The following is a 19794-nucleotide window of genomic DNA, read 5'->3' as shown; positions in this document are numbered from 1 at the left end:
GGCCGATCGCTGACATGGCCCCATGCCATGCCCCTCCGGCTGTCGTTCGTATCAAGCTGTCGTTCGTACCAGACAGCACAGGGGCGGGGGAGACTGGCTCCTCCGCCCCGGCTGACGGGCCCTTAGCTAGTTCCCGTCAAAAGGCAAGCGCTATGGCTTAGTTGAACACCCCGCCGAGCACCGCGCCGATCACGCCGCTGGCGACCGCGACCAGCACCGCATCATTGCCCGACTGCACCCACTGATAGCCGCGGGGCGGAGCGTAGAGGCGGCGGTTCTGATACTGGCGCCAGTTGCTGATCTGGCGATAGTTGCGCGCCTCCGCCCGGTTGAACCGCTGACCCTTAGCCCATTTCGCGCGGTACTGGGGGCGGGCCGGCGTCTTGCGCACCGTCTGCTTCTTCACGACGACCGTGCCGTTGGGCCTGTACTTCACGGTCTGCTGCGTCTGGTGCACCTGCGCGGCGGCGGGTGCGGCGGCGAGGACCGGAGTCGCGACCAGCGACGTGGTCAGCGCGGCGATCAGGAACTTCTTCATGTCGAAACCTCCTTGTGTCTGGTGCCGGATAGCCCGGCGTCGAGAGACAAGATGGGCAGCACCTGTCTTCCCCGTGTGTCACCCGACCGGGAATTTCGTGTCGAAATGTCGCAAGACGGCAGTTCTACTGACATCTCGTTCAGCTTGCCCTGTGGCGCCGCCGTCCCTAGTCCGCGCGGCACATTCGCTTTGGAGACGGTCATGCGCGCATTCATCTTCCCCGGACAGGGCAGCCAGTCGGTCGGCATGGGCAGCGCGCTCGCCGCGGCCAGCCCCTATGCGCGCGAAGTCTTTCAGGAAGTCGATGATGCGCTCGGCCAGCATCTCTTCAAGTTGATGTCGGCAGGACCGGACAGCGACCTGATGCTGACCGAGAACGCGCAGCCGGCGATCATGGCTAATGCCATCGCCACACTGCGTGTGCTGGAGCGGGAAGGCGGTGTGCGGTTGGCCGACAAGGCGGACTTCGTCGCCGGCCATTCGCTCGGAGAGTATACGGCGCTCTGTGCCGCAGGCGCGTTCGACCTGCCGACGACCGCGCGACTGTTGAAGCTGCGCGGCCAGGCGATGCAGGCGGCGGTGCCGGTGGGTGAGGGCGCGATGGCCGCCATCCTGGGCGCCGACCGTGACAAGGCGCAGGCGATCGCCGACGCGGCGGCCGAGGGCGAAGTCTGCACCGTCGCGAACGATAATGACCCTTCGCAGGTGGTGATTTCCGGGGCCAAGGCCGCGATCGAGCGGGCGGTGCCGTTAGCCAAGGAGATGGGGGCGAAGCGCGCGATCCTGCTGCCGGTGTCGGCGCCATTCCACTGTCCGCTGATGCGCCCCGCCGCCGATGCGATGGCGGACGCGCTGGAGAAAGTCACGCTCCAGTCGCCGCTGGTTCCCCTCTATGCCAACGTCACTGCCGCACCGGTCGCCGATCCCGCGATGATCGCATCGCTGCTGGTCGAACAGGTCACCGGCATGGTGCGGTGGCGCGAATCGGTGCTGGCGATGGTCGCGGGCGGCGTTCATGATTTCGTCGAACTGGGCGGCAAGGTGCTCGGCCCGATGGTGAAACGGACTGCCCCGGACGCGACCGCGACCAGCGTGGTGACGATGGACGACATCGAAGCGCTGCTTAAGGCGCTGTGAGGAGGTTCTGAATATGTTCGATCTGACAGGTATGACCGCGCTTGTGACCGGTGCATCGGGGGGTATCGGCTCGGCCATCGCCCGGGCGCTGGCGACGCAGGGTGCCAGACTGGCGGTTTCGGGGTCGAATGCCGAAAAGCTGGAGGCGTTCCGTACCGGGTTGGGCGGCGATCACGTCGCGGTGCCGTGCAATCTTTCGGATGCCGCGGCGGTCGACGCGCTGGTGCCGCAGGCGGTCGAGGCCCTGGGCGGGCGGCTCGACATCCTGGTCAACAACGCCGGCGTGACGCGCGACAACCTCGCCATGCGGATGAAGGACGAGGAGTGGGATCAGGTGATCCGCGTCAACCTGGAAGCAGCGTTCCGCCTCTGCCGCGCCGCGGCCCGGCCGATGATGAAGGCGCGTTTCGGCCGTGTCGTCTCGATCACGTCGGTCGTGGGCGCGACCGGCAATCCGGGGCAGGCGAACTATGCGGCATCGAAGGCCGGTCTCGTCGGCATGTCGAAGGCGCTGGCGCAGGAACTGGCGAGCCGCGGGATCACCGTCAATTGCGTCGCGCCGGGGTTCATCCGTTCGGCGATGACCGATGGCCTGCCCGACGCGCAGAAGACCGCGTTGCTGACCAGGATCCCCGCCGGTGACCTCGGCACGGGCGACGACATCGGCGCGGCGGTCGTCTATCTCGCGTCGAGGGAGGCCGGCTACGTCACCGGCCAGACGCTGCACGTCAATGGTGGGATGGCAATGCTATGAGTGTGATGCTTTCAATCGCGATGCTGGTGGCGGCCGACGACGGCGCCATGGTCCGGTGTGCTTTGGCCAAGACGCCGGCGGCGGAGCGGACCGCGATGCAGAATGCGACGCTGGCCTCCGTCACGCGCGGCACGCCGCCGACCTCGCAGACGGAGGCGCTGATCGGCAAGCTTCGCGGGCGTGCGGGCGAATGCCAGCCCGGCAGCGGCGCGGTCGATTCGCGCGCGGGCGAGATCGCGGTCGCCAGCCTGGTGGTCGAGACGCTGTCCAACGCGTTGCAGTCACAGGGCGTCGACGTGCTGGCGATCAACGCCAGGCTGACGCGCACGCCCCCAGCGACGCTCGACGCGCTGCTTGCCAAGAAGCGATCGGCCGAGGTCGGGGCGATGATGACCGGGTTGCAGGCCGCGGCGGGTCCCAAGGGCAAGACCGCAACGGTATCGCGCCTGCTGGCCGGATACGCGTTCAATGCGGCCCGGCTCGGCAAACTCTTCAAGTCGACCGCCGGCTGACGCCGCGGGCCCTTGCGCAGGCCGGGACCGCGTTCTACGTGCGTTCAGGAATTTGAAATTTCACAAGAAGGAACTGGGTATGAGCGAAACCGCCGACCGCGTGAAGAAGATCGTCGTGGAGCATCTGGGCGTCGAAGCCGACAAGGTGACCGAGGATGCGAGCTTCATCGACGACCTGGGCGCGGACAGCCTCGACATCGTCGAGCTGGTGATGGCGTTCGAGGAAGAGTTCGGGGTCGAAATCCCGGACGACGCCGCCGAGAAGATCGCTACCGTCAAGGACGCGATCACCTATATCGACGAGCACAAGGGCTGATCGCCCTTGGCGCTGCCGCCAAACGGGCAGTGCCACTCGATTTCCAGCGGCTCCTCGTCCCGGGTCCGGGGCCGGGAGCCGTTGTACGTTTGAGCTGATACGGAGAGCAGTATGCGCCGCGTAGTCGTGACCGGGCTGGGCCTGGTGACCCCGCTGGGGGCGGATGTCGAAACCGCCTGGGCCAACATCATCGCGTCGAAGTCGGGCGCGGGAACGATCACGCGGTTCGACGCGACCGAGTTCCAGTCGAACTACGCGTGCGAAGTGAAGCCCGCCGACCACGAATACGGCTTCGACGCCGGCAAGCGCGTGGATCACAAGATCCAGCGCCAGGTCGATCCGTTCATCGTCTATGGCATCGACGCCGCGGGCCAGGCGCTGGAAGACGCAGGGCTCACCGAAATGAGCGAAGCGGAGCGGTTCCGCGCCGGCTGCTCGATCGGATCGGGCATCGGTGGCCTGCCGGGCATCGAGAGCGAATCGCTGGTGCTCGCCGCCAAGGGGCCGAAGCGCGTTTCGCCGCACTTCGTCCACGGCCGTCTCATCAATCTGATCTCTGGTCAGGTCAGCATCAAGTACGGCCTGATGGGCCCGAACCACGCGGTCGTCACGGCGTGCTCGACCGGCGCGCATTCGATCGGCGATGCCGCACGGATGATCGCGATGGACGATGCCGACGTGATGCTGGCGGGCGGGGCCGAAAGCACGATCTGCCCGATCGGCATCGCCGGCTTTGGGCAGGCGCGTGCGCTCTCGACTGCTTTCCGCGACGAACCGTGGCGCGCGAGCCGTCCCTGGGATCAGGGCCGCGACGGTTTCGTGATGGGCGAAGGCGCAGGCGTCGTCGTGCTCGAGGAATATGAGCGGGCGAAGGCACGTGGCGCCAAGATCTACGCCGAGGTCATCGGTTACGGCCTGTCGGGCGACGCCTACCACGTCACCGCCCCACACCCGGAAGGCTCGGGCGCGTTCCGCTCGATGGAAATGGCGATGAAGAAGTCGGGCCTGGCGTTGGAGGACATCGATTACATCAACGCCCACGGCACCTCGACGCCGCTCGGCGACGAGCTGGAGCTGGGCGCGGTGCGCAAGCTGTTCGGCTCGGCGCTCGACGGCCTCAGCATGTCGTCGACCAAGTCGGCGATCGGCCACCTGCTGGGCGGTGCCGGCGCGGTCGAGAGCATCTTCTGCATCCTGGCGATGCGCGATGGCATCGTGCCGCCGACACTGAACCTCGACAACCCCAGCGAGAATTGCGCGGGCGTCGACCTGGTCCCGCACACCGCAAAGAAGCGGTCGGTGAAGGCGGTGCTGAACAACTCGTTCGGCTTCGGCGGCACCAACGCGTCGCTGGTGATGCGGGCGATCTGATCCTGACTTCGTTCGCCCTGCGCTTGTCGAAGGGCCGTTCTTGTTTGCGAGGAAGTACGGTGCGTCGACAATCTCAGCACGAACGGGGAGGGGACATTGCGTAAGCTCGGTTGCCTTGGCCTGATTCTCGCTCTCGCCGCGATCGCCGGCGTTTTCCTGGTCGTACAGAGCTGGGGCGGGGCGGGGCCCCTGCCGCGCAATAGCTCGGTGCAGATCGCGCAAGGGTCGACGCTGACCAGCGCGGCGGACGATCTCGAAAAGGCCGGCGTCATCCCGTCGGCCAGCCGCTTCCTGCTGTTTGCAAAGATCTTCGGTGGAAACGAACCGATCCGTGCCGGCGAGTATCGCTTTCCGGCCAAGATCAGCCAGGCCGACGCCCTGAAGCTGATGCAGGGCGGGCGGACGCTCCAGCGGTTCGTGACGGTGCCCGAGGGCTGGCCGTCGGTCCTTGTCCACGACGCGGTGATGGCGGCACCGCAGTTGGCGGGCAAGGTTGACGTGCCAAGCGAAGGTTCGGTGCTGCCGGACAGCTACAGCTATGAACGCGGCGACACACGGGCCTCGCTCGTCCAGCGGATGCAGGCGGCGAGGACGCGGTATCTCGATGCGGCCTGGGCCAAGCGCAAGCCGACCACCGTCGCCAGGACAAAGCAGGAGGCGCTGATCCTCGCCTCGATCGTCGAGAAGGAAACCGGCAAGCCGTCCGAGCGGCGGACCGTGGCCGCGGTGTATTCCAACCGCCTGCGCAAGGGAATGCCGCTCCAGGCCGATCCGACAACGATCTATCCGATCACCAAGGGCCGGCCGCTCGGCCGCCGCATCCTGCGGTCGGAATTGCAGGCGAAGAACGGGTATAACACCTATGCCATGCCCGGCCTGCCGATCGGGCCGATCGCGAACCCGGGGCGCGCGAGCATCGATGCGGTGCTCGATCCCGCACCATCGAACGCGCTGTATTTCGTGGCGGACGGGACGGGCGGGCATGTATTCGCCGACACCCTGGAACAGCACAACGCCAACGTGCAGGAGTGGTACGCCATCCGCCGCGCGCGCGGCGAGATGTAGCTTCCCGAAATCTGACCCAACAGGGGGAGGGCGGCCAGTCCAAGGCCGGTGGAAGGTGGGTGCCGCAGGTGGTTCGTTCTGAGAAGCCGCCTCTCCACCACCGCTACGCGGCGGTCCCCTCCCTCGCGAGGGGGAAGGATTTATTGCCGCAACCAGTCCCGTGCCACCACCGCATCGGTGAACAGGCCAAAATCGTCGCGGCTGGCCAGCCGCGTGATCTGCAGTTTCGACAGAAAGCTTGCGATGACGAACGCATTGCGGTCCCCCGGGCGCTTCAGCGCCATCGCGCGGTCGCGGACATGAAGGGCGACGGAGGGCGATTGCACCATCTCAACGCGGATCAGCGCGCGCACCCGCGAAAAGCGCGCACGGCAGATGTGATGCAGCGGCAGGATCGCGACGTAGAAGCGATCGACCTGATCGATGGTCCAGAATCCGCGTATGACGATCTCGAACACACCGTCGTCGGCGATCGCGGCGGTGAAGTCGCCGTCGCCGGCCGCCCGATCGCCGTGGATCGGCGTCATGGGCGGAGCGCCGACGCCTCGCGTGCCAGCCGCTCGACCTCCGTCATCGATGCGCCCTTCGGCGTTACCCAGCTGCCGCCGACGCAGCGGACAGGTCTAAAGCCGAGATAGGTCGGCGCGGTTTCCGCGGTGATTCCGCCGGTCGGGCAGAACTGCGCCTCATAAAAGGGCGCCGCGAGCGCTTTCAGCGCGGGCAGGCCGCCATTGGCTTCGGCCGGGAAGAACTTGAAGTGGCGCAGGCCCAGTTCGTAGCCGCGCATGATATCGCCGGCGTTGGCGACGCCGGGCAGATAGGGCACGCCGCTCTGCACGATCGCCTCGCCGAGATCGGTGGTCAGGCCCGGCGACACGATGAATTCGCCACCGGCATCCATCACCTGCGCGAATTGCTCCTTCGAAACGACCGTGCCGGCGCCGACGATCGCACCGGGCACCTGCTTCATCTCGCGGATCGCGTCGAGTGCGGCGGGCGTGCGCAGCGTAACTTCGAGCACCTTCAGGCCGCCCGCGACCAGCGCCTCGGCCAGCGGCCGCGCGGTCGCGATATCGTCGATGACCAGGACCGGGATGACGGCGCTGGTACGCATGATCGCTTCGATATCGTGGCTCATTGGGCGTGCTCCTGGGCGTAGGCGGCCGCGGCGCCGAACAAGCCGGGCTGGGGATGAGTGATCAGCTTGACGGGGATGCCCGCCATAAGGTTGCGGAAACGGCCCTTGGCGACGAACCGATCGGCGAATCCCGAACGCAGCAAATGGTCTTTCAGCCGCAGCCCAAGACCGCCGGCGATGACGACGCCCCTGGGACCATGGCTGAGTGCCAGGTCGCCCGCGACCGCGCCGAGCGACAGGCAGAAGCGGTCGAGCGCGGCCATCGCCAGGCTGTCGCTCCCCTCCAGCGCCATCGTCCAGATCGCCTTGTCGTCAAGCCGCTGGACGGCGCGCCCTTCGATCGCGGCCAGCGTCTCGTAGATCAGGACGATCCCCGGCCCGGCGACGATCCGCTCCACCGACACGCGGTTGAAGATGCTACGCGCGTGGGCGAGGATCGCGTCCTCGATCCGGTCGAGCGGCGCGAAATCGGTGTGGCCGCCTTCCGTCTCGACGACGTGGTAGCCGCCGTCGGCCGCGCGCAGGACACCGGCGACGCCCAGCCCGGTGCCGGGGCCGCAGACCGTGATCATGCCCCTGTCAGGCAACGGGCCGTCCGGACCGCAGAGGTGAAGGAAGTCGCTGTCGGGTACCTGCGCAACGGCATGGCCGACCGCGCCGAAGTCGTTGACCAGAGTCCAGGTGTCGACGCTCAACCGCTCGTTGATAAGGGCCGGGCGAATGATCCACGGATTGTTGCTCAGCCGGATCATGTCGCCGCCGACCGGTGCGGCGACCGCGATCGCCGCGGCGCGGGGCAGGGTGCCACCCTGTGCGGCGGCATACGCCTCCCAGGCGAGTTGCAGGCTGCCGTGCTCGGCCGTCTTCATCGTGGTCGGCTCGCCGAGCGACACGACGCGTCCGTCCCCGACCTCCGCGATGGCAAAGCGGGCGTGGGTTCCCCCGATATCGACGGATACGACTTTAGCCACAAAACCTCCGTTCGTGCTGAGCTTGTCGAAGCACGTGCCCGCTAACACGCCCTTCGACAAGCGCAGGACGAACGGGTGGCTGTTACGCCTAGAACCCGCCCGCCGCGAGCATCGCCGATCCGCCCTCCTCGGCGGTCGAGCACCCTTGGCGCAACAGCGCGAAGAGTTCGCGACCCGTGCCTTGCGCGGGCGGCGGTGCCTCCGCTGGCGTACGCGCGTCCCATTCGGCCGCATCCACCAAGGCCTCGATCACGCCGGTCTCGGCATCGACCCGCACCACATCGCCATCGCGCAGTCGGGCGATCGGACCTTCGGCGAGCGCTTCGGGCGACAGGTGGATCGCGGCCGGCACCTTGCCGCTGGCACCCGACATGCGGCCGTCAGTGACCAGCGCGACGCGGTAGCCGCGGTTCTGAAGAACGCCGAGCGGCGGGGTCAGCTTGTGCAGTTCAGGCATCCCGTTGGCGCGCGGCCCCTGGAAGCGGACGACGACCACCACGTCGCGGTCGAGTTCGCCAGCCTTGAACGCGTCCTGCACGTCCTGCTGGGTGGCGAAGACGCGGCACGGCGCTTCGATGACCCAACGATCACGCTCGACCGCCGAAACCTTGATGCAGGCACGGCCCAGGTTGCCGGACAGGATGCGGAAACCGCCCTCAGGTGCAAAAGGTGCATCGACGGTGCGCAGGATCGTGTCGTCGCCCGATACCTCGGGCAGGTCGCGCCACACGAGCGTATCGCCGTCCATGTCGGGCTTGCGGCCATAGTCGGTCATGTCGCCGGCCACGGTCAGGATGTCGCCGTGCAACAGCCCACCCTTCAGCAGTTCGCGCAGGGTGAAGGCGGTTCCGCCCGCATCCTCGAACCCGTTCACATCGGCCGACCCGTTGGGATAGACGCGCGCGAGGAGCGGCACGACGCTCGACAGGCGGTCGAAATCATCCCAGTCGATGACGATACCGGCGCAGCGCGCAATGGCGGGCAGGTGGATCAGGTGATTGGTCGAGCCGCCGGTCGCGAGCAGCGCGATCGCGGCGTTGACGATCGCCTTTTCATCGACGCACGCGCCGATCGGACGATAATCTTCGCCGTCCCAGCCGATCTTCGCGAGGCGATGGACGGCGGCGCGCGTCAATTCCTGGCGCAGCTTCGTGCCCGGATTGGCAAAGGCGGCGGCGGGCATGTGCAGCCCCATCGCCTCGACCATCATCTGGTTCGAATTGGCCGTGCCGTAGAAGGTGCAGGTGCCCTTGCCATGATAGGCGGCGATCTCGGAATCGAGCAGTTCTTCTCGGGTTGCCTCGCCCACCGCGAAACGCTCGCGGACCGCGGCCTTCTGCTTGTTCGAGATGCCCGACCGCATCGGCCCGCCGGGAATCAGCACCATCGGCAGGTGGCCGAAGCGTAGCGCGCCCATCAGCAGGCCCGGCACGATCTTGTCGCAGATGCCGAGCAGCGCTGCGCCTTCGAACATGCCGTGGCTCAGCGCGATCGCGGTCGACAGCGCGATCGTGTCGCGGCTGAACAGCGACAGCTCCATGCCCGGATACCCCTGCGTTACGCCGTCGCACATCGCCGGAACGCCGCCTGCGACCTGTGCGGTCACCCCCGCCTCGCGCGCCCAGACCTTCATCTGCTCGGGGTAGCGATAATAGGGCGCATGGGCCGACAGCATGTCGTTGTAGGCGGTCACGATCCCGATGTTCATGGACTGGCCGCGGCGCATGTCGTCGCGCTGTTCCTCCGTCCCGGCATAGCCGTGGGCGAGGTTGGCGCAGCCCAGGCGCGGACGATCGACCCCGCCCTCGCGCTCGCTGGCGATCAGCGCGAGATATGCCGCCCGCTTGTTCCGCGATCGATCGATGATGCGGTCGGTGACGGCAGCGACTTGGGGGTGCAGGTTCGGCATGGCAACTTCCTATTCCCGTTCGCCCTTAGCTTGTCGAAGCCCTGCCCTTCTCTTCTACGCAGAAGAAGGGCAGCCCTTCGACAAGCTAAGGGCGAACGGAATGTTATGTACGCGTTACGGCGCCCAGTGGATGTCGACCGGCAGTTCGACGTCCGCCAGGATTCGCCCTATCGGATATGGGGACGATTGTCCGGCCTTCACAGCTTCCTCGATAACGGCGCGCTTGGCGTCGCCCGTCACCGCGATCATCATCGCGCGCGCCGACGTGAGTGCTGCCTTGCTGAGAGTCACGCGGGCGACCGGAGCCTCCGGCGGCAACGGGTCGGGCATGACGCCCAGCGCGCGGCGTTCCTTCGGGCCGTTCAACGCTTCGTCGAAGTCGGGGCCGGGGAAGATCGATGCGGCATGGCCATCGCCGCCGACGCCGAGCAGGACGAGATCGAGCGGCCAGTGGAGATCCTGAAGCAGGGCATCCGCCGCACGGCCGGCCGCCTTGTAATCGGGCGCGGTCGCGGAGACGAGCGGAATGACCCGCGCCCCCTTGGGCAGAAACGCCTTGCCGATCGCAGTGACGTTCGACAGCGCGTCGCCCAGCGGTACGATGCGCTCGTCGCCGGGGATGATCGTCACGCGCTTCCAGTCGATCTTTGCCCTGGCCAGCTTTTCGTAGATCGGCAGCGGCGTCTTGCCGCCGGCCAGCGCGATCACGGCGGCACCGCGCGCATCGATCGCGCTTTCGATGATGAAGCCGATGTCACCTGCGACAGCGTCGGCCATTTCGGCCGCGTCGTCGTAATCCCACCATTCGATTTCGGTCGTCATGTCATCTCTTCTTGGTCGTCGTCCCCGCGAAGGCGGGGATCAATTCTAGCCGAACGATCTGCGTCTCACGTCGTTCAGCGGCTGTGTCCCCCCGCTGACGCGAAGGGCACGGTGCCTGGGAGGGTCATTCCGTCCACGTCACGCCGTCGCGCTCAGTCAGCGCGATCCCCGCGCTCGGCCCCCAGCTCCCGCTCGGATAGGGCTTGGGCTTCACGTCGTTCGCTTCCCAGCCGGCGCGGATGCCGTCGATCCAGCGCCACTGCGCCTCCACCTCGTCGCGGCGGACGAACAGGGTCGGGTCTCCCTCGATCAGGTCGAGCAGCAGCCGTTCGTAGGCGATGCGGCGGCGCGTTCCCGCGAACTCGGTGTCGAGGCTGAGGTTCAACGGGACTTCGCGCAGACGAATCCCGTCACGGTCCAGGCCTGGCTGCTTCGCCATCACCAGCAGGCGGACATATTCCTCCGGCTGCAACCGGATGACCAGCGTATTGGACTGCAACTGCCCCCCGCGGTCGGCAAAGATCGAATGCGGCACCGGCTTGAACTGGATCGCGATCTCGCTCTGGCGTGCGGGCAACCGCTTGCCGGTGCGCAGGTAGAAGGGCACGCCCTGCCAGCGCCAATTGTCGACATGCGCCTTGATCGCGACAAAGGTCTCCGTGGTCGACGAGCGACCGAGTTCGTCGGCGTAACTCTTCACGACCTTCTCGCCGACCGCGCCCGCGCCATATTGGCCGGTAACGGTCAGGTGCCCGGCGTCCTTTGGGTCGATCGGGCGGAGCGAGCGGAGGACCTTCACCTTTTCGTCGCGGATCGCGGTGCCGTCGAAGCGGGCCGGCGGCTCCATCGCGATCAGCGCGACAAGCTGCAGGATGTGGTTCTGCACCATGTCGCGCAGCGCGCCTGCACCCTCGTAATAGCCCGCGCGATCTTCCAGCCCGACCGTCTCAGCGATGGTGATCTGGACGTGGTCGATCCCGCGCGCGTTCCACACCGGCTCGAACAGCGAGTTGCCGAAGCGCAGCGCCAGGATGTTCTGGACGGTTTCCTTGCCCAGATAATGGTCGATCCGGAACGTCCGCTCCTCGGGGAAGGCCGCCGCAACCGCGTCATTGATCTCGCAGCTGGAGGCGAGGTCGTGGCCGAGCGGCTTTTCGAGGCTGATCCGAACCGTCTCACCGGCGAGGCCCGCCGATTCGAGGCCCTTGATCGTCGGCTCGAACAGCGACGGCGCGGTCGACAGGAAGATGGCGAGGCCATTCGACACGTCACCGATCTTCTCGGCCAGCGCCGGGAAGCCGTCGAGCGTCGAGGCGTCGAGCGCCTGATACTGGAGTCGCTGGAGAAAGGACGCGATCTGCTCCGCATCCTTGCGGTCGGCGGGCAGGAATTCGTCGAGCGCCGCTGCCGCGAACTCGCGGAAGCCGGCGTCGTCATGCTCCGATCGCGCGGTTCCGGTGATCGTGAGCCCCGGGGGCAGCAGGCCATCGGCGTGCAGTCCGAACAGCGACGGGATCAGCATCCGCCGGGACAGATCCCCGGTCGCTCCGAACAGCAGCAGCTTGCCAACGGCTCCGGTCACACGCGCGTCCCCCAAAGAATGCGCCACCTCCCTAACGGGATGGGGGCAGGGGGCAAGACCGCCGCGCCCAAGAAATCGTATGCAGGGGCCAAACGACTTGTGAGCGCTACCAATCGCGCGATGAACTCAGAGCACAAGTCCCGCGGCCGGGTCGAAACCGGCCATGACGTTCAGGTTCTGCACCGCCGCGCCCGCCGCGCCCTTACCCAGATTGTCGAGCGTCGCGATCAGCCGGGCGTGGCCGCGGTCGGCATTGCCGGTGACGCGCAGGGTCAGCCGGTCGGTGCCGGCATCGTCCTCCACCCGCACCAGCGATGCGCCATCGTCGACGACACGCACGATCCGGCTGCCGTCATAGGCGGCGGCCAGCGTGTCGCGCAGGGCGTCGATGCTCGGCCGGCGGGGGAGTGCGTGAAGCGCCAGCGGCACCTCGACGACCATGCCGCGATGAGTGCGGACGACCGAGGGGGTAAAGATCGGCGGATGCTCCAGCCGTGCGTGGCGCTGCATCTCGGGCACATGCTTGTGTTCCAGCGTCAGCGCATAGCCGCGCCACGCGCTGTCCTCCGCGCCGCCCTCGTAATCCTCGATCATCTGGCGACCGCCGCCCGAATAGCCCGACACGGCGTTGACAGTGATCGCACCATCGACCGGGATCAGGCCGGTACGGACCAGCGGGCGGACGAGCGCCAGAAAGCCGGTGGGGTAGCAGCCCGGATTGGTCACGCGCGGCGCGTCGGCGATCAGCGCAGCCTGGCTCGGCTCCAGTTCGGGAAAGCCGTAGGTCCAGCCATCGGCGGTCCGGTGCGCGGTCGACGCGTCGATCACCCGCGTGCGCGGATTGTCGATCATCGCCACGCTTTCTCGTGCGGCATCGTCGGGCAGGCAGAGGATGACGAAATCGGCGTCGTTCAGCACCGCGCGCTTGGCCGCGACATCCTTGCGAAGGTCGTCGTCGAGCGTCAGCAACTCGATCTCCGGCCGGCCGCTCAGCCGTTCGCGGATTTCCAGACCGGTGGTGCCGACCGCGCCATCGATGAAGACAGACCGCCTCATGGCAGGCGCCGCCGTGCGACGAGCGAGCCGAGATCGCCGATCGCGACACTCTCGACGCCGGTTTCGCCGACGCGGATCGCATGGGCGTCGTCGGTCGCGATTGCTACGTCGCCGTCGGTGAACAGCAGGTCACCGCGCAGGACCGGCGCGGTGTCGCTCACGTCGTGACCCAGGTCGTGCGCCTGGATATCGACGAAGCGCGCGACCTTCAGGCCGGTCAGCGACAGGGCGAGCGACACCAGACCGCCGCCGTCGATGCCCGTGCTCGACCGGCCGCCGGCCACGGCGGGAATGCCGACCAGCGATTCGGCGACCGTGACGAAGTCCTTCGGCAGCGCGTCGAGCGGACGAACCGTCGCGGCATCTACCTGCGCCGCCTGTTGCCCGGTCAGGCGCGCGCCGACGGGCTGTTCCGAACCGGGTGCGCAGACGATGTGAGTCGCCGCGATCGGCGCGCCCAGCGCATCGACCGCGACGAACCCGACGGTGCCATCGACTCCGCCGACGCCCCAGGCATAGCCGTGCGACAATTCGAGCACGTCGAACGTTTCGCCAGGCAGGATTTCGGAAATCGGAGCGCCGCCATGTGCGGCCAGGATCGGCGCGCGCCTGACCGCGCTACGCTGGACAGCGGCGGCATAGTGCGGAGCAAACACGCGGTCGGCTAGCCGGACGTCGGCCAGATCGCCGCGCGCCGCCTCCACCCGCGGGTCGACGCTTTGGCTGCGCCCGGTGAGTGCGAACCGCTTACGCGTGCGCTGGCTGGCGCTGGGCGGCGCCTGGTTCGTCACCGGAGAGGAAATGCCCGAATTCTGCAAGAAAGTCTGCCCCCTTAGGCGTGCGCGCGACGAAGATGTTGCGCTTGTCGGTATCGTCGCGTTGGCGGCGCAGATAGCCGAGAGCACCCAATCGATTCAAGGCGCGCGTGACGACGGGCTTCGACACGTTCAGTGCGCGCGCCAGTCCGCGGACGGTGTGGGGGCCTTTTTCCAGATAGACCAGCATCAGCAGGGCCATCTGGCGGTTAGTCAGGTCGGGTTCGCCCGAACGCACGTAGTCGACGAGGGTGTGCATCCAGGTGAACAGCGACTTTTCGGAGATTGCGTTCACGATTTCGGGTCCGCTTCTTACCGTTGCGAGCCCGTCACGTCGGGCGGTCTTGCGGCATTAACGCGACGATAAGCCTCGGGTTTCCGTGCGTTCGCGAAATGTTTGCGCTTTCATGACACCGCTCCGTTGGACGTACGGCAGCGCGCGCGGTTGATCGCAGCCCAAGCGTCGCCTATGTGCGCCGCCAGTCCATTCTAATCGATCGGTTTGCGCGTCCCATGTTCACCTTCCTGCTCGTCGTCCAGGCGATCATCGCCGCGCTGCTCGTGACGGTGATCCTGATGCAGAAGTCGGAAGGCGGCGGGCTGACCACCGGCGGCAGCCCGTCGGGCCTGATGTCGGCACGCGGCGCCGCCGATTTCCTGACGCGGGCGACGGCGATTCTCGCCGGTCTCTTCATCGCCATGTCGATCGGCCTTGCCTTTCTGGCGGCGGCGAACAAGACGTCGACCGTCGACACCAGCCTGGCCCGCACCGCACCTGCGCCGCAGCAGGCTCCTGCCGCGGGCGGCAACCCCGACGCGCTGAAGGCCGCCGCCGATGCGGCCGCCCAGAACACGACTGCGCCCGCCAACGGCAGCGGCGTTCCGCTCCAGCAGTAATCGCACACGCATTACCGCTTTCATCGGCAGGCGCGGCGCTTCCGCGCTTGCCCAACACGCATGTTCAAGGTTAGGCGCATCCTCCCATGGCGCGGTATATCTTCATCACCGGCGGCGTGGTCTCGTCGCTCGGCAAAGGCCTCATGGCGGCCTCTCTCGCAGCTCTGTTGCAGGCACGCGGCTACCGCGTCCGCATCCGCAAGTTCGATCCGTATCTGAACGTCGATCCGGGCACGATGAGCCCGTACCAGCACGGCGAAGTCTATGTGACCGACGACGGGGCGGAAACCGACCTCGATCTCGGCCACTATGAACGCTTCACCGGCGTGCCGAGCCGGCAGAGCGACAACATCACGTCAGGTCGCATCTACCAGACGATCATCGCCAAGGAACGCCGCGGCGACTATCTGGGCGCGACCGTCCAGGTCATCCCGCACGTCACGGATGCGATCAAGGAATTCGCCCGCAACGAAACCGAGGATCTCGATTTCGTGCTGTGCGAAATCGGCGGGACCGTCGGCGACATCGAATCGCTGCCGTTCATGGAGGCGATCCGCCAGCTTCGGAACGACATCGGGCGCCAGAATACGTGTTTCGTCCATCTGACGCTGGTGCCGTACATCGCGGCGGCGGGCGAACTGAAGACCAAGCCGACGCAGCATTCGGTCCGCGACATGACCGCGCTCGGCATCCAGCCGGACGTGCTGGTCTGCCGCTGCGAACGTCCGCTGCCGGCAGGCGAGCGGGCCAAGATCGCGCTGTTCTGCAACGTGCCGACCGAGGCGGTCATCCCCGCGCTCGACGCCAAGACCATCTACGGCGTGCCGCTGCAATATCATGCCGAAGGGCTCGACCGCGCGGTTCTCAACAGCTTCGGCCTGCCGTCCGAAGGCTCGCCCGAGCTGACCCGCTGGGACGACATCATCGACCGGCTGTCGAACGTCGAAGGTGAAGTGTCGATCGGCGTCGTCGGCAAATATGTCGGCCTGCAGGATGCGTACAAGTCGCTGCACGAGGCGCTGGTCCACGGCGGCATCGCCAACCGCGTGAAGGTCAACATCCGCTGGCTGGACGCCGAGCTGTTCGAGCAGGCGCCCGACGATATCGCCGTGACGCTTGAGCCGCTGCACGCCATCCTGGTCCCCGGCGGGTTCGGCGAACGCGGGTCGGAGGGGAAGATCGCCGCGGTCCGCTTCGCCCGCGAACGCAAGGTGCCGTATTTCGGCATCTGCCTGGGTATGCAGATGGCCTGCATCGAAGGTGCGCGGAACACCGCGGGGATTGCGGAGGCTTCGACTACCGAATTCGGCCCCACGGCCGAGCCCGTCGTCGGTCTCATCACCGAATGGATGACCGCCGAAGGGCTGCAACAGCGGCAGGAGGGCGGCGACATGGGTGGCACGATGCGCCTGGGCGCCTATGACGCGACGCTGGCGAGCAACAGCCATGTCGCCAGCATCTATGGCCAGACCGCCATCAGCGAACGGCACCGCCATCGCTACGAAGTCAACGTCCATTACAAGGATGCGCTGGAGGCGGGGGGCTTGCGCTTCTCCGGCATGTCGCCCGACGGCGCACTGCCGGAGATCGTCGAGCGGCCGGACCATCCCTGGTTCGTCGGCGTGCAGTTTCACCCGGAACTGAAGTCGAAGCCGTTCGAGCCGCACCCGCTGTTCGCCAGCTTCATCGCCGCCGCGGTCCAGCAGAGCCGTCTGGTCTGACGCAAAAGCGCCCGGACCGTTGCCGATCCGGGCGCCCTCTGGGCGACGCTCAAAGGGAGGAAAGCGCCGCTAGCCGGGTGTTAGATGGCGTTATGCCGCCTTGGCTTCGATCGCCGGAGCGGCATCGGTAGCCGACGTCCCGCCGATCGCGACCTTCTTGGGCTTCATCGCCTCGGGCACTTCACGCACGAGGTTGATGATGAGCAGCCCGTCCTTCAGGTCGGCATCCGCCACGCGGATGAAGTCGGCGAGTTCGAAGCGACGCTCGAAGCTACGGTTGGCGATGCCCAGATGGAGCATCTGCGCCGCATTGTCCTGCGTCTCGCTCTTCTTGCCCGCAACGACCAGCAGGTTCTGCTGCGCGGTGAGGTCGAGTTCCTCGGCGCGGAAGCCCGCGACCGCCAGCGTGATGCGATAGCGGTCCTCGGCCACGCGCTCGAGATTGAACGGCGGATAGTTCTCGGTCGGCGCGCCGCGCGTGCCCTGTTCGAGCATGTCGAACAGCCGGTCGAAGCCGATGGTCGAGCGGCGGTACGGGGTGAAATCGATCTGACGCATGGTTCAAAGCCTCCAGTCATGAGCGTTCTGAAACGTCCAGTCCGGCGCCCGCTGTTGCGCGACACCGGATGTCGCCGCGGCCCGCCCTGCGGCACCGCGTGGGCCTTATCTTGGAAGCCCGAATTCGCCTTTCAAGTGGGGGTAAGTTGTTGAGAAGGCGTAAGTCGTAGCGAAGCTTGTCAGGGGCATACTCGATCTTCCTGTCAAACCCCACGCGATCGATAGGATATGGCGGCGAACAGATAAGGGGTCTCTCACCATGTCGTCCGTCCTGCCGCTCGTGCTGATACTCCAATCGACGACGGCAGCGCCGCCGCCGCCCGTCGTCGTCCAATCGACGCCGACCGTCACGACGGCGCCCGGCGATCCGCAGCGGACCGAGGAGGAGGTACAGCGCAGTTCGGTCGCCGCCGACATCGTCGTCACCGCCCGCCGCCGCGAAGAGCGCGCGCAGAACGTGCCGATCGCGCTGTCGGTGGTGGGCGTGAAGGAGATCGACGACACCGGCAGCTTCAATGTCGCGCGGCTGCAGCAACTGCAGCCGACGCTGCAATTCTATTCGACCAACCCGCGCAATTCTTCCGTAAACATCCGCGGTCTCGGCGCGCCGCTGGGCCTGACCAACGACGGGATCGATCAGGGCGTCGGCGTCTACATCGACCAGGTGTATCTCAGCCGGGTGGCGGCGGCGACGCTCGATTTCCTGGACGTCCAGCAGGTCGAGACGCTGCGCGGGCCGCAGGGCACGCTGTACGGCAAGAACACCGTCGCGGGCGCGATCAACATCACCAGCCGTGCGCCGAGCTTCGATTTCGAGGGGCGGGCGGAGGTCAGCGCCGGCAACCTGGAATTCAAGCAGGCGAAGGCATCGGTGTCCGGCCCGCTGGGCGATCGCGTCGCGGCGCGCCTGGGCCTGGCGACGACCAGCCGGCGCGGGACGGTCTTCAACGTCCGCACCGGCACCTATGTGAACGAGCAGGACAATCTGGGCGTGCGCGGCGCGTTGCTGTTCCGCGCCAGCGACAGCCTCGACCTGACGCTCAGCGGCGATTACTCGCGCCAGAACCCCGAATGCTGCGCGCAGATATTCGTCCGCGTCGGCAGTACCCAGCGCCCGCTCAACCGCCAGTTCGACGCGCTGGCCCGCGCGCAGGGCTACGAGCCGGTCAGCCGCAACCCGTTCGATCGCCTGACCGACCTGGATGCCGAGCTGAACGCGGGAAATATCCTGGGCGGCGTGTCGCTGCGCGGCGAACTGGAAACCGGGGCGGGACGGCTGACCTCGATCACGGCGTGGCGCTTCTGGGACTGGAAGCCGGCGAACGATCGTGACTTCACGGGCCTGCCGATCACGACCAAGTCGAACAACCCGACGAAGCAGAACCAGTTCACGCAGGAATTCCGCTTCGCCGGCGATGGCAGGAGCTTCGACTATGTCGTCGGTCTCTTCGGCTTCTATCAGGACATTCACACGACCGGCATCCAGCAGCAGGGCGCAGCGGCGAGTCGCTGGCTGATCAACCCGACGAGCGCGCTGGCGAGCGATCCGAGCGTGCTGAACGGGCTGACCGCGAACAACGACATCCGCCTGAAGAACTTCAGCGGCGCGCTGTTCGGAAAACTTAACTGGCGCTTCGGCGACCGCTTCACGCTGTCGCCGGGCTTCCGCGTCAATTACGACGACAAGGTCGGTAGCTACGTCAGCATCGTCCGCGATGCGCAGGGCAACCTCGTACCATATTCGGGCGGGACCGCGCGCCAGGCGGCGCAGCGCGACGCGATCCAGCCGCAGGCATTCACTGGCGAGGCCTATCGCGCCTGGAACGTATCCTATGACCTGACCGGATCATACAAGCCCGCGCAAGATGTCATGCTCTATGCGACGTATGCGCACAGCTTCAAATCGGGCGGGCTCAACCTGAACGGCGTGCCGGTGGTGAACGGCGTCGTCCAGACGCAGCTTGCCCAGATCGCGCCGGAAAAGGTCGATCATTTCGAAGCGGGGGTGAAGTCGCAGTTCTGGGACCGGCGCGTGACGTTGAACGTGACGGGGTTCTGGACGACGATCCGCGATTACCAGGCGATCGTGAACAACCAGTCGACGTCCACGTTGCGCGGCTATCTAGCGAACGCGGGCAAGGTGCGGGTGCGCGGGATCGAAGCGGACTTCTCGATCCGTCCCTCGGACCGCCTGACTGCCTACATCAACGGCGCATTCAACGACGCGCGCTACCTCGATTTCCAGAACGCGCCATGCCCGCCGGAACTGTCGGGCGGCGGCACGGGCACCCCGATCGGGGCGCCGGGCGCGCCGGGCACGAACAGCCCCATCGTCTGCGATATCTCCGGCCAGCGTCTGCCGGGCGTGTCGAAATGGGCGTTCTCGGCGGGCGGCGAGTACAACATACCGGCGCGGGTGTTCCGCCTCGACGGGCAGGCGTATCTCGGCGTCGATGCCAGCACGCGGACGACGTTCTCGTCGAACGCCTCGCGGTCGATCTACACCGATATCGACGGTTACACGCTGACCAACCTGCGCGCCGGCTTCCGAAGCTCGGACGGCTTCAACGTGTTCGGTTGGGTGCGTAACGTGTTCGACACCAAGTATTTCGAGGTGCTGGCAACGACGCCG

General features: G+C 66.8%; 20 protein-coding genes. 9 read left to right on the top strand and 11 right to left on the bottom strand.

The genetic code is table 11. The features are described 5' to 3' along the window. Positions 1-157: 157 nt before the first annotated feature. The gene (locus ASE86_RS09225) at positions 158-538 is read right to left on the bottom strand and encodes an RcnB family protein (protein WP_056425001.1); all 381 of its coding nucleotides are present in this window, start codon (positions 536-538) and stop codon (positions 158-160) included. Between the two features lie 201 nt (positions 539-739). Here ASE86_RS09225 and fabD point away from each other — a divergent pair, with 201 nt between their 5' ends. The 6 genes from fabD to mltG all read left to right on the top strand — a co-directional run bounded on the left by fabD (position 740) and on the right by mltG (position 5693). Then, entirely contained in the window at positions 740-1675 is a 936-nt protein-coding gene (fabD, locus tag ASE86_RS09220; protein ID WP_056424998.1) for an ACP S-malonyltransferase, read from the top strand. Positions 1676-1688: 13 nt separating this feature from the next. Continuing rightward, the gene (gene fabG, locus ASE86_RS09215) at positions 1689-2429 is read left to right on the top strand and encodes a 3-oxoacyl-[acyl-carrier-protein] reductase (RefSeq protein WP_056424995.1); all 741 of its coding nucleotides are present in this window, start codon (positions 1689-1691) and stop codon (positions 2427-2429) included. 2 nt (positions 2430-2431) lie between these two features. Beyond that, positions 2432-2941 (top strand): hypothetical protein, encoded by a 510-nt coding sequence (locus ASE86_RS09210; protein ID WP_156347081.1) that lies wholly within the window; start codon positions 2432-2434, stop codon positions 2939-2941. Positions 2942-3020: 79 nt separating this feature from the next. Continuing rightward, a complete protein-coding gene (locus tag ASE86_RS09205; protein ID WP_056424990.1) occupies positions 3021-3257 on the top strand; it encodes an acyl carrier protein in 237 nt (78 codons plus the stop codon). 111 nt (positions 3258-3368) lie between these two features. Next, on the top strand, positions 3369-4628 hold the full coding sequence (gene fabF / locus ASE86_RS09200) for a beta-ketoacyl-ACP synthase II (RefSeq protein WP_056424986.1): 1260 nt from the start codon (positions 3369-3371) through the stop codon (positions 4626-4628). 96 nt (positions 4629-4724) lie between these two features. Further along, a complete protein-coding gene (gene mltG, locus ASE86_RS09195; RefSeq protein WP_056424983.1) occupies positions 4725-5693 on the top strand; it encodes an endolytic transglycosylase MltG in 969 nt (322 codons plus the stop codon). 140 nt (positions 5694-5833) lie between these two features. On the opposite strand, the gene ASE86_RS09190 is transcribed toward mltG, so the two are convergent. From ASE86_RS09190 to ASE86_RS09150, 9 genes are all read right to left on the bottom strand, one after another. Next, positions 5834-6220, bottom strand: coding sequence for a hypothetical protein (locus ASE86_RS09190; protein WP_056424980.1), 387 nt, complete (start codon positions 6218-6220; stop codon positions 5834-5836). Continuing rightward, entirely contained in the window at positions 6217-6831 is a 615-nt protein-coding gene (gene eda / locus ASE86_RS09185; protein ID WP_056424977.1) for a bifunctional 4-hydroxy-2-oxoglutarate aldolase/2-dehydro-3-deoxy-phosphogluconate aldolase, read from the bottom strand. Before eda ends, ASE86_RS09190 begins: the two co-directional genes overlap by 4 nt. Next, complete coding sequence (glk, locus tag ASE86_RS09180) at positions 6828-7802, bottom strand: glucokinase (RefSeq protein ID WP_056426922.1); 975 nt, start codon at positions 7800-7802, stop codon at positions 6828-6830. The genes eda and glk overlap by 4 nt, the downstream gene beginning before the upstream one ends. Before the next feature lie 88 nt (positions 7803-7890). Then, on the bottom strand, positions 7891-9711 hold the full coding sequence (gene edd / locus ASE86_RS09175; protein ID WP_056424973.1) for a phosphogluconate dehydratase: 1821 nt from the start codon (positions 9709-9711) through the stop codon (positions 7891-7893). A 114-nt stretch (positions 9712-9825) separates the two neighbouring features. Continuing rightward, a complete protein-coding gene (gene pgl, locus ASE86_RS09170; protein ID WP_056424969.1) occupies positions 9826-10533 on the bottom strand; it encodes a 6-phosphogluconolactonase in 708 nt (235 codons plus the stop codon). 124 nt (positions 10534-10657) lie between these two features. Then, the gene (gene zwf, locus ASE86_RS09165; protein WP_056424966.1) at positions 10658-12115 is read right to left on the bottom strand and encodes a glucose-6-phosphate dehydrogenase; all 1458 of its coding nucleotides are present in this window, start codon (positions 12113-12115) and stop codon (positions 10658-10660) included. A gap of 126 nt (positions 12116-12241) precedes the next feature. Then, the gene (gene argC / locus ASE86_RS09160; RefSeq protein ID WP_056424962.1) at positions 12242-13171 is read right to left on the bottom strand and encodes an N-acetyl-gamma-glutamyl-phosphate reductase; all 930 of its coding nucleotides are present in this window, start codon (positions 13169-13171) and stop codon (positions 12242-12244) included. Further along, entirely contained in the window at positions 13168-13962 is a 795-nt protein-coding gene (locus ASE86_RS09155; protein WP_056424959.1) for a hypothetical protein, read from the bottom strand. The genes argC and ASE86_RS09155 overlap by 4 nt, the downstream gene beginning before the upstream one ends. After that, complete coding sequence (locus tag ASE86_RS09150) at positions 13919-14245, bottom strand: MarR family transcriptional regulator (RefSeq protein WP_056426919.1); 327 nt, start codon at positions 14243-14245, stop codon at positions 13919-13921. The genes ASE86_RS09155 and ASE86_RS09150 overlap by 44 nt, the downstream gene beginning before the upstream one ends. Positions 14246-14499: 254 nt before the next feature. Between ASE86_RS09150 and secG the strand changes: the two genes are divergently transcribed. Then, positions 14500-14883: a preprotein translocase subunit SecG gene (gene secG, locus ASE86_RS09145; protein ID WP_056424956.1), complete on the top strand. Its 384-nt coding sequence runs from the start codon at positions 14500-14502 to the stop codon at positions 14881-14883. An 86-nt stretch (positions 14884-14969) separates the two neighbouring features. Continuing rightward, positions 14970-16604 (top strand): CTP synthase, encoded by a 1635-nt coding sequence (locus ASE86_RS09140; protein ID WP_056424953.1) that lies wholly within the window; start codon positions 14970-14972, stop codon positions 16602-16604. A 90-nt stretch (positions 16605-16694) separates the two neighbouring features. Here the strand turns inward: ASE86_RS09140 and ASE86_RS09135 are convergent, their stop codons facing one another. Then, the gene (locus ASE86_RS09135; protein WP_056424950.1) at positions 16695-17162 is read right to left on the bottom strand and encodes an Hsp20 family protein; all 468 of its coding nucleotides are present in this window, start codon (positions 17160-17162) and stop codon (positions 16695-16697) included. A gap of 259 nt (positions 17163-17421) precedes the next feature. On the opposite strand from ASE86_RS09135, the gene ASE86_RS09130 reads away from it, so the two are divergent. After that, a partial coding sequence (locus ASE86_RS09130; protein WP_235524026.1) for a TonB-dependent receptor occupies positions 17422-19794 on the top strand: 2373 nt, incomplete at its 3' end.

This window comes from Sphingomonas sp. Leaf33 (assembly GCF_001421785.1).
GTDB lineage: Bacteria > Pseudomonadota > Alphaproteobacteria > Sphingomonadales > Sphingomonadaceae > Sphingomonas.
This window is presented reverse-complemented; position numbering and strand designations above follow the sequence as displayed.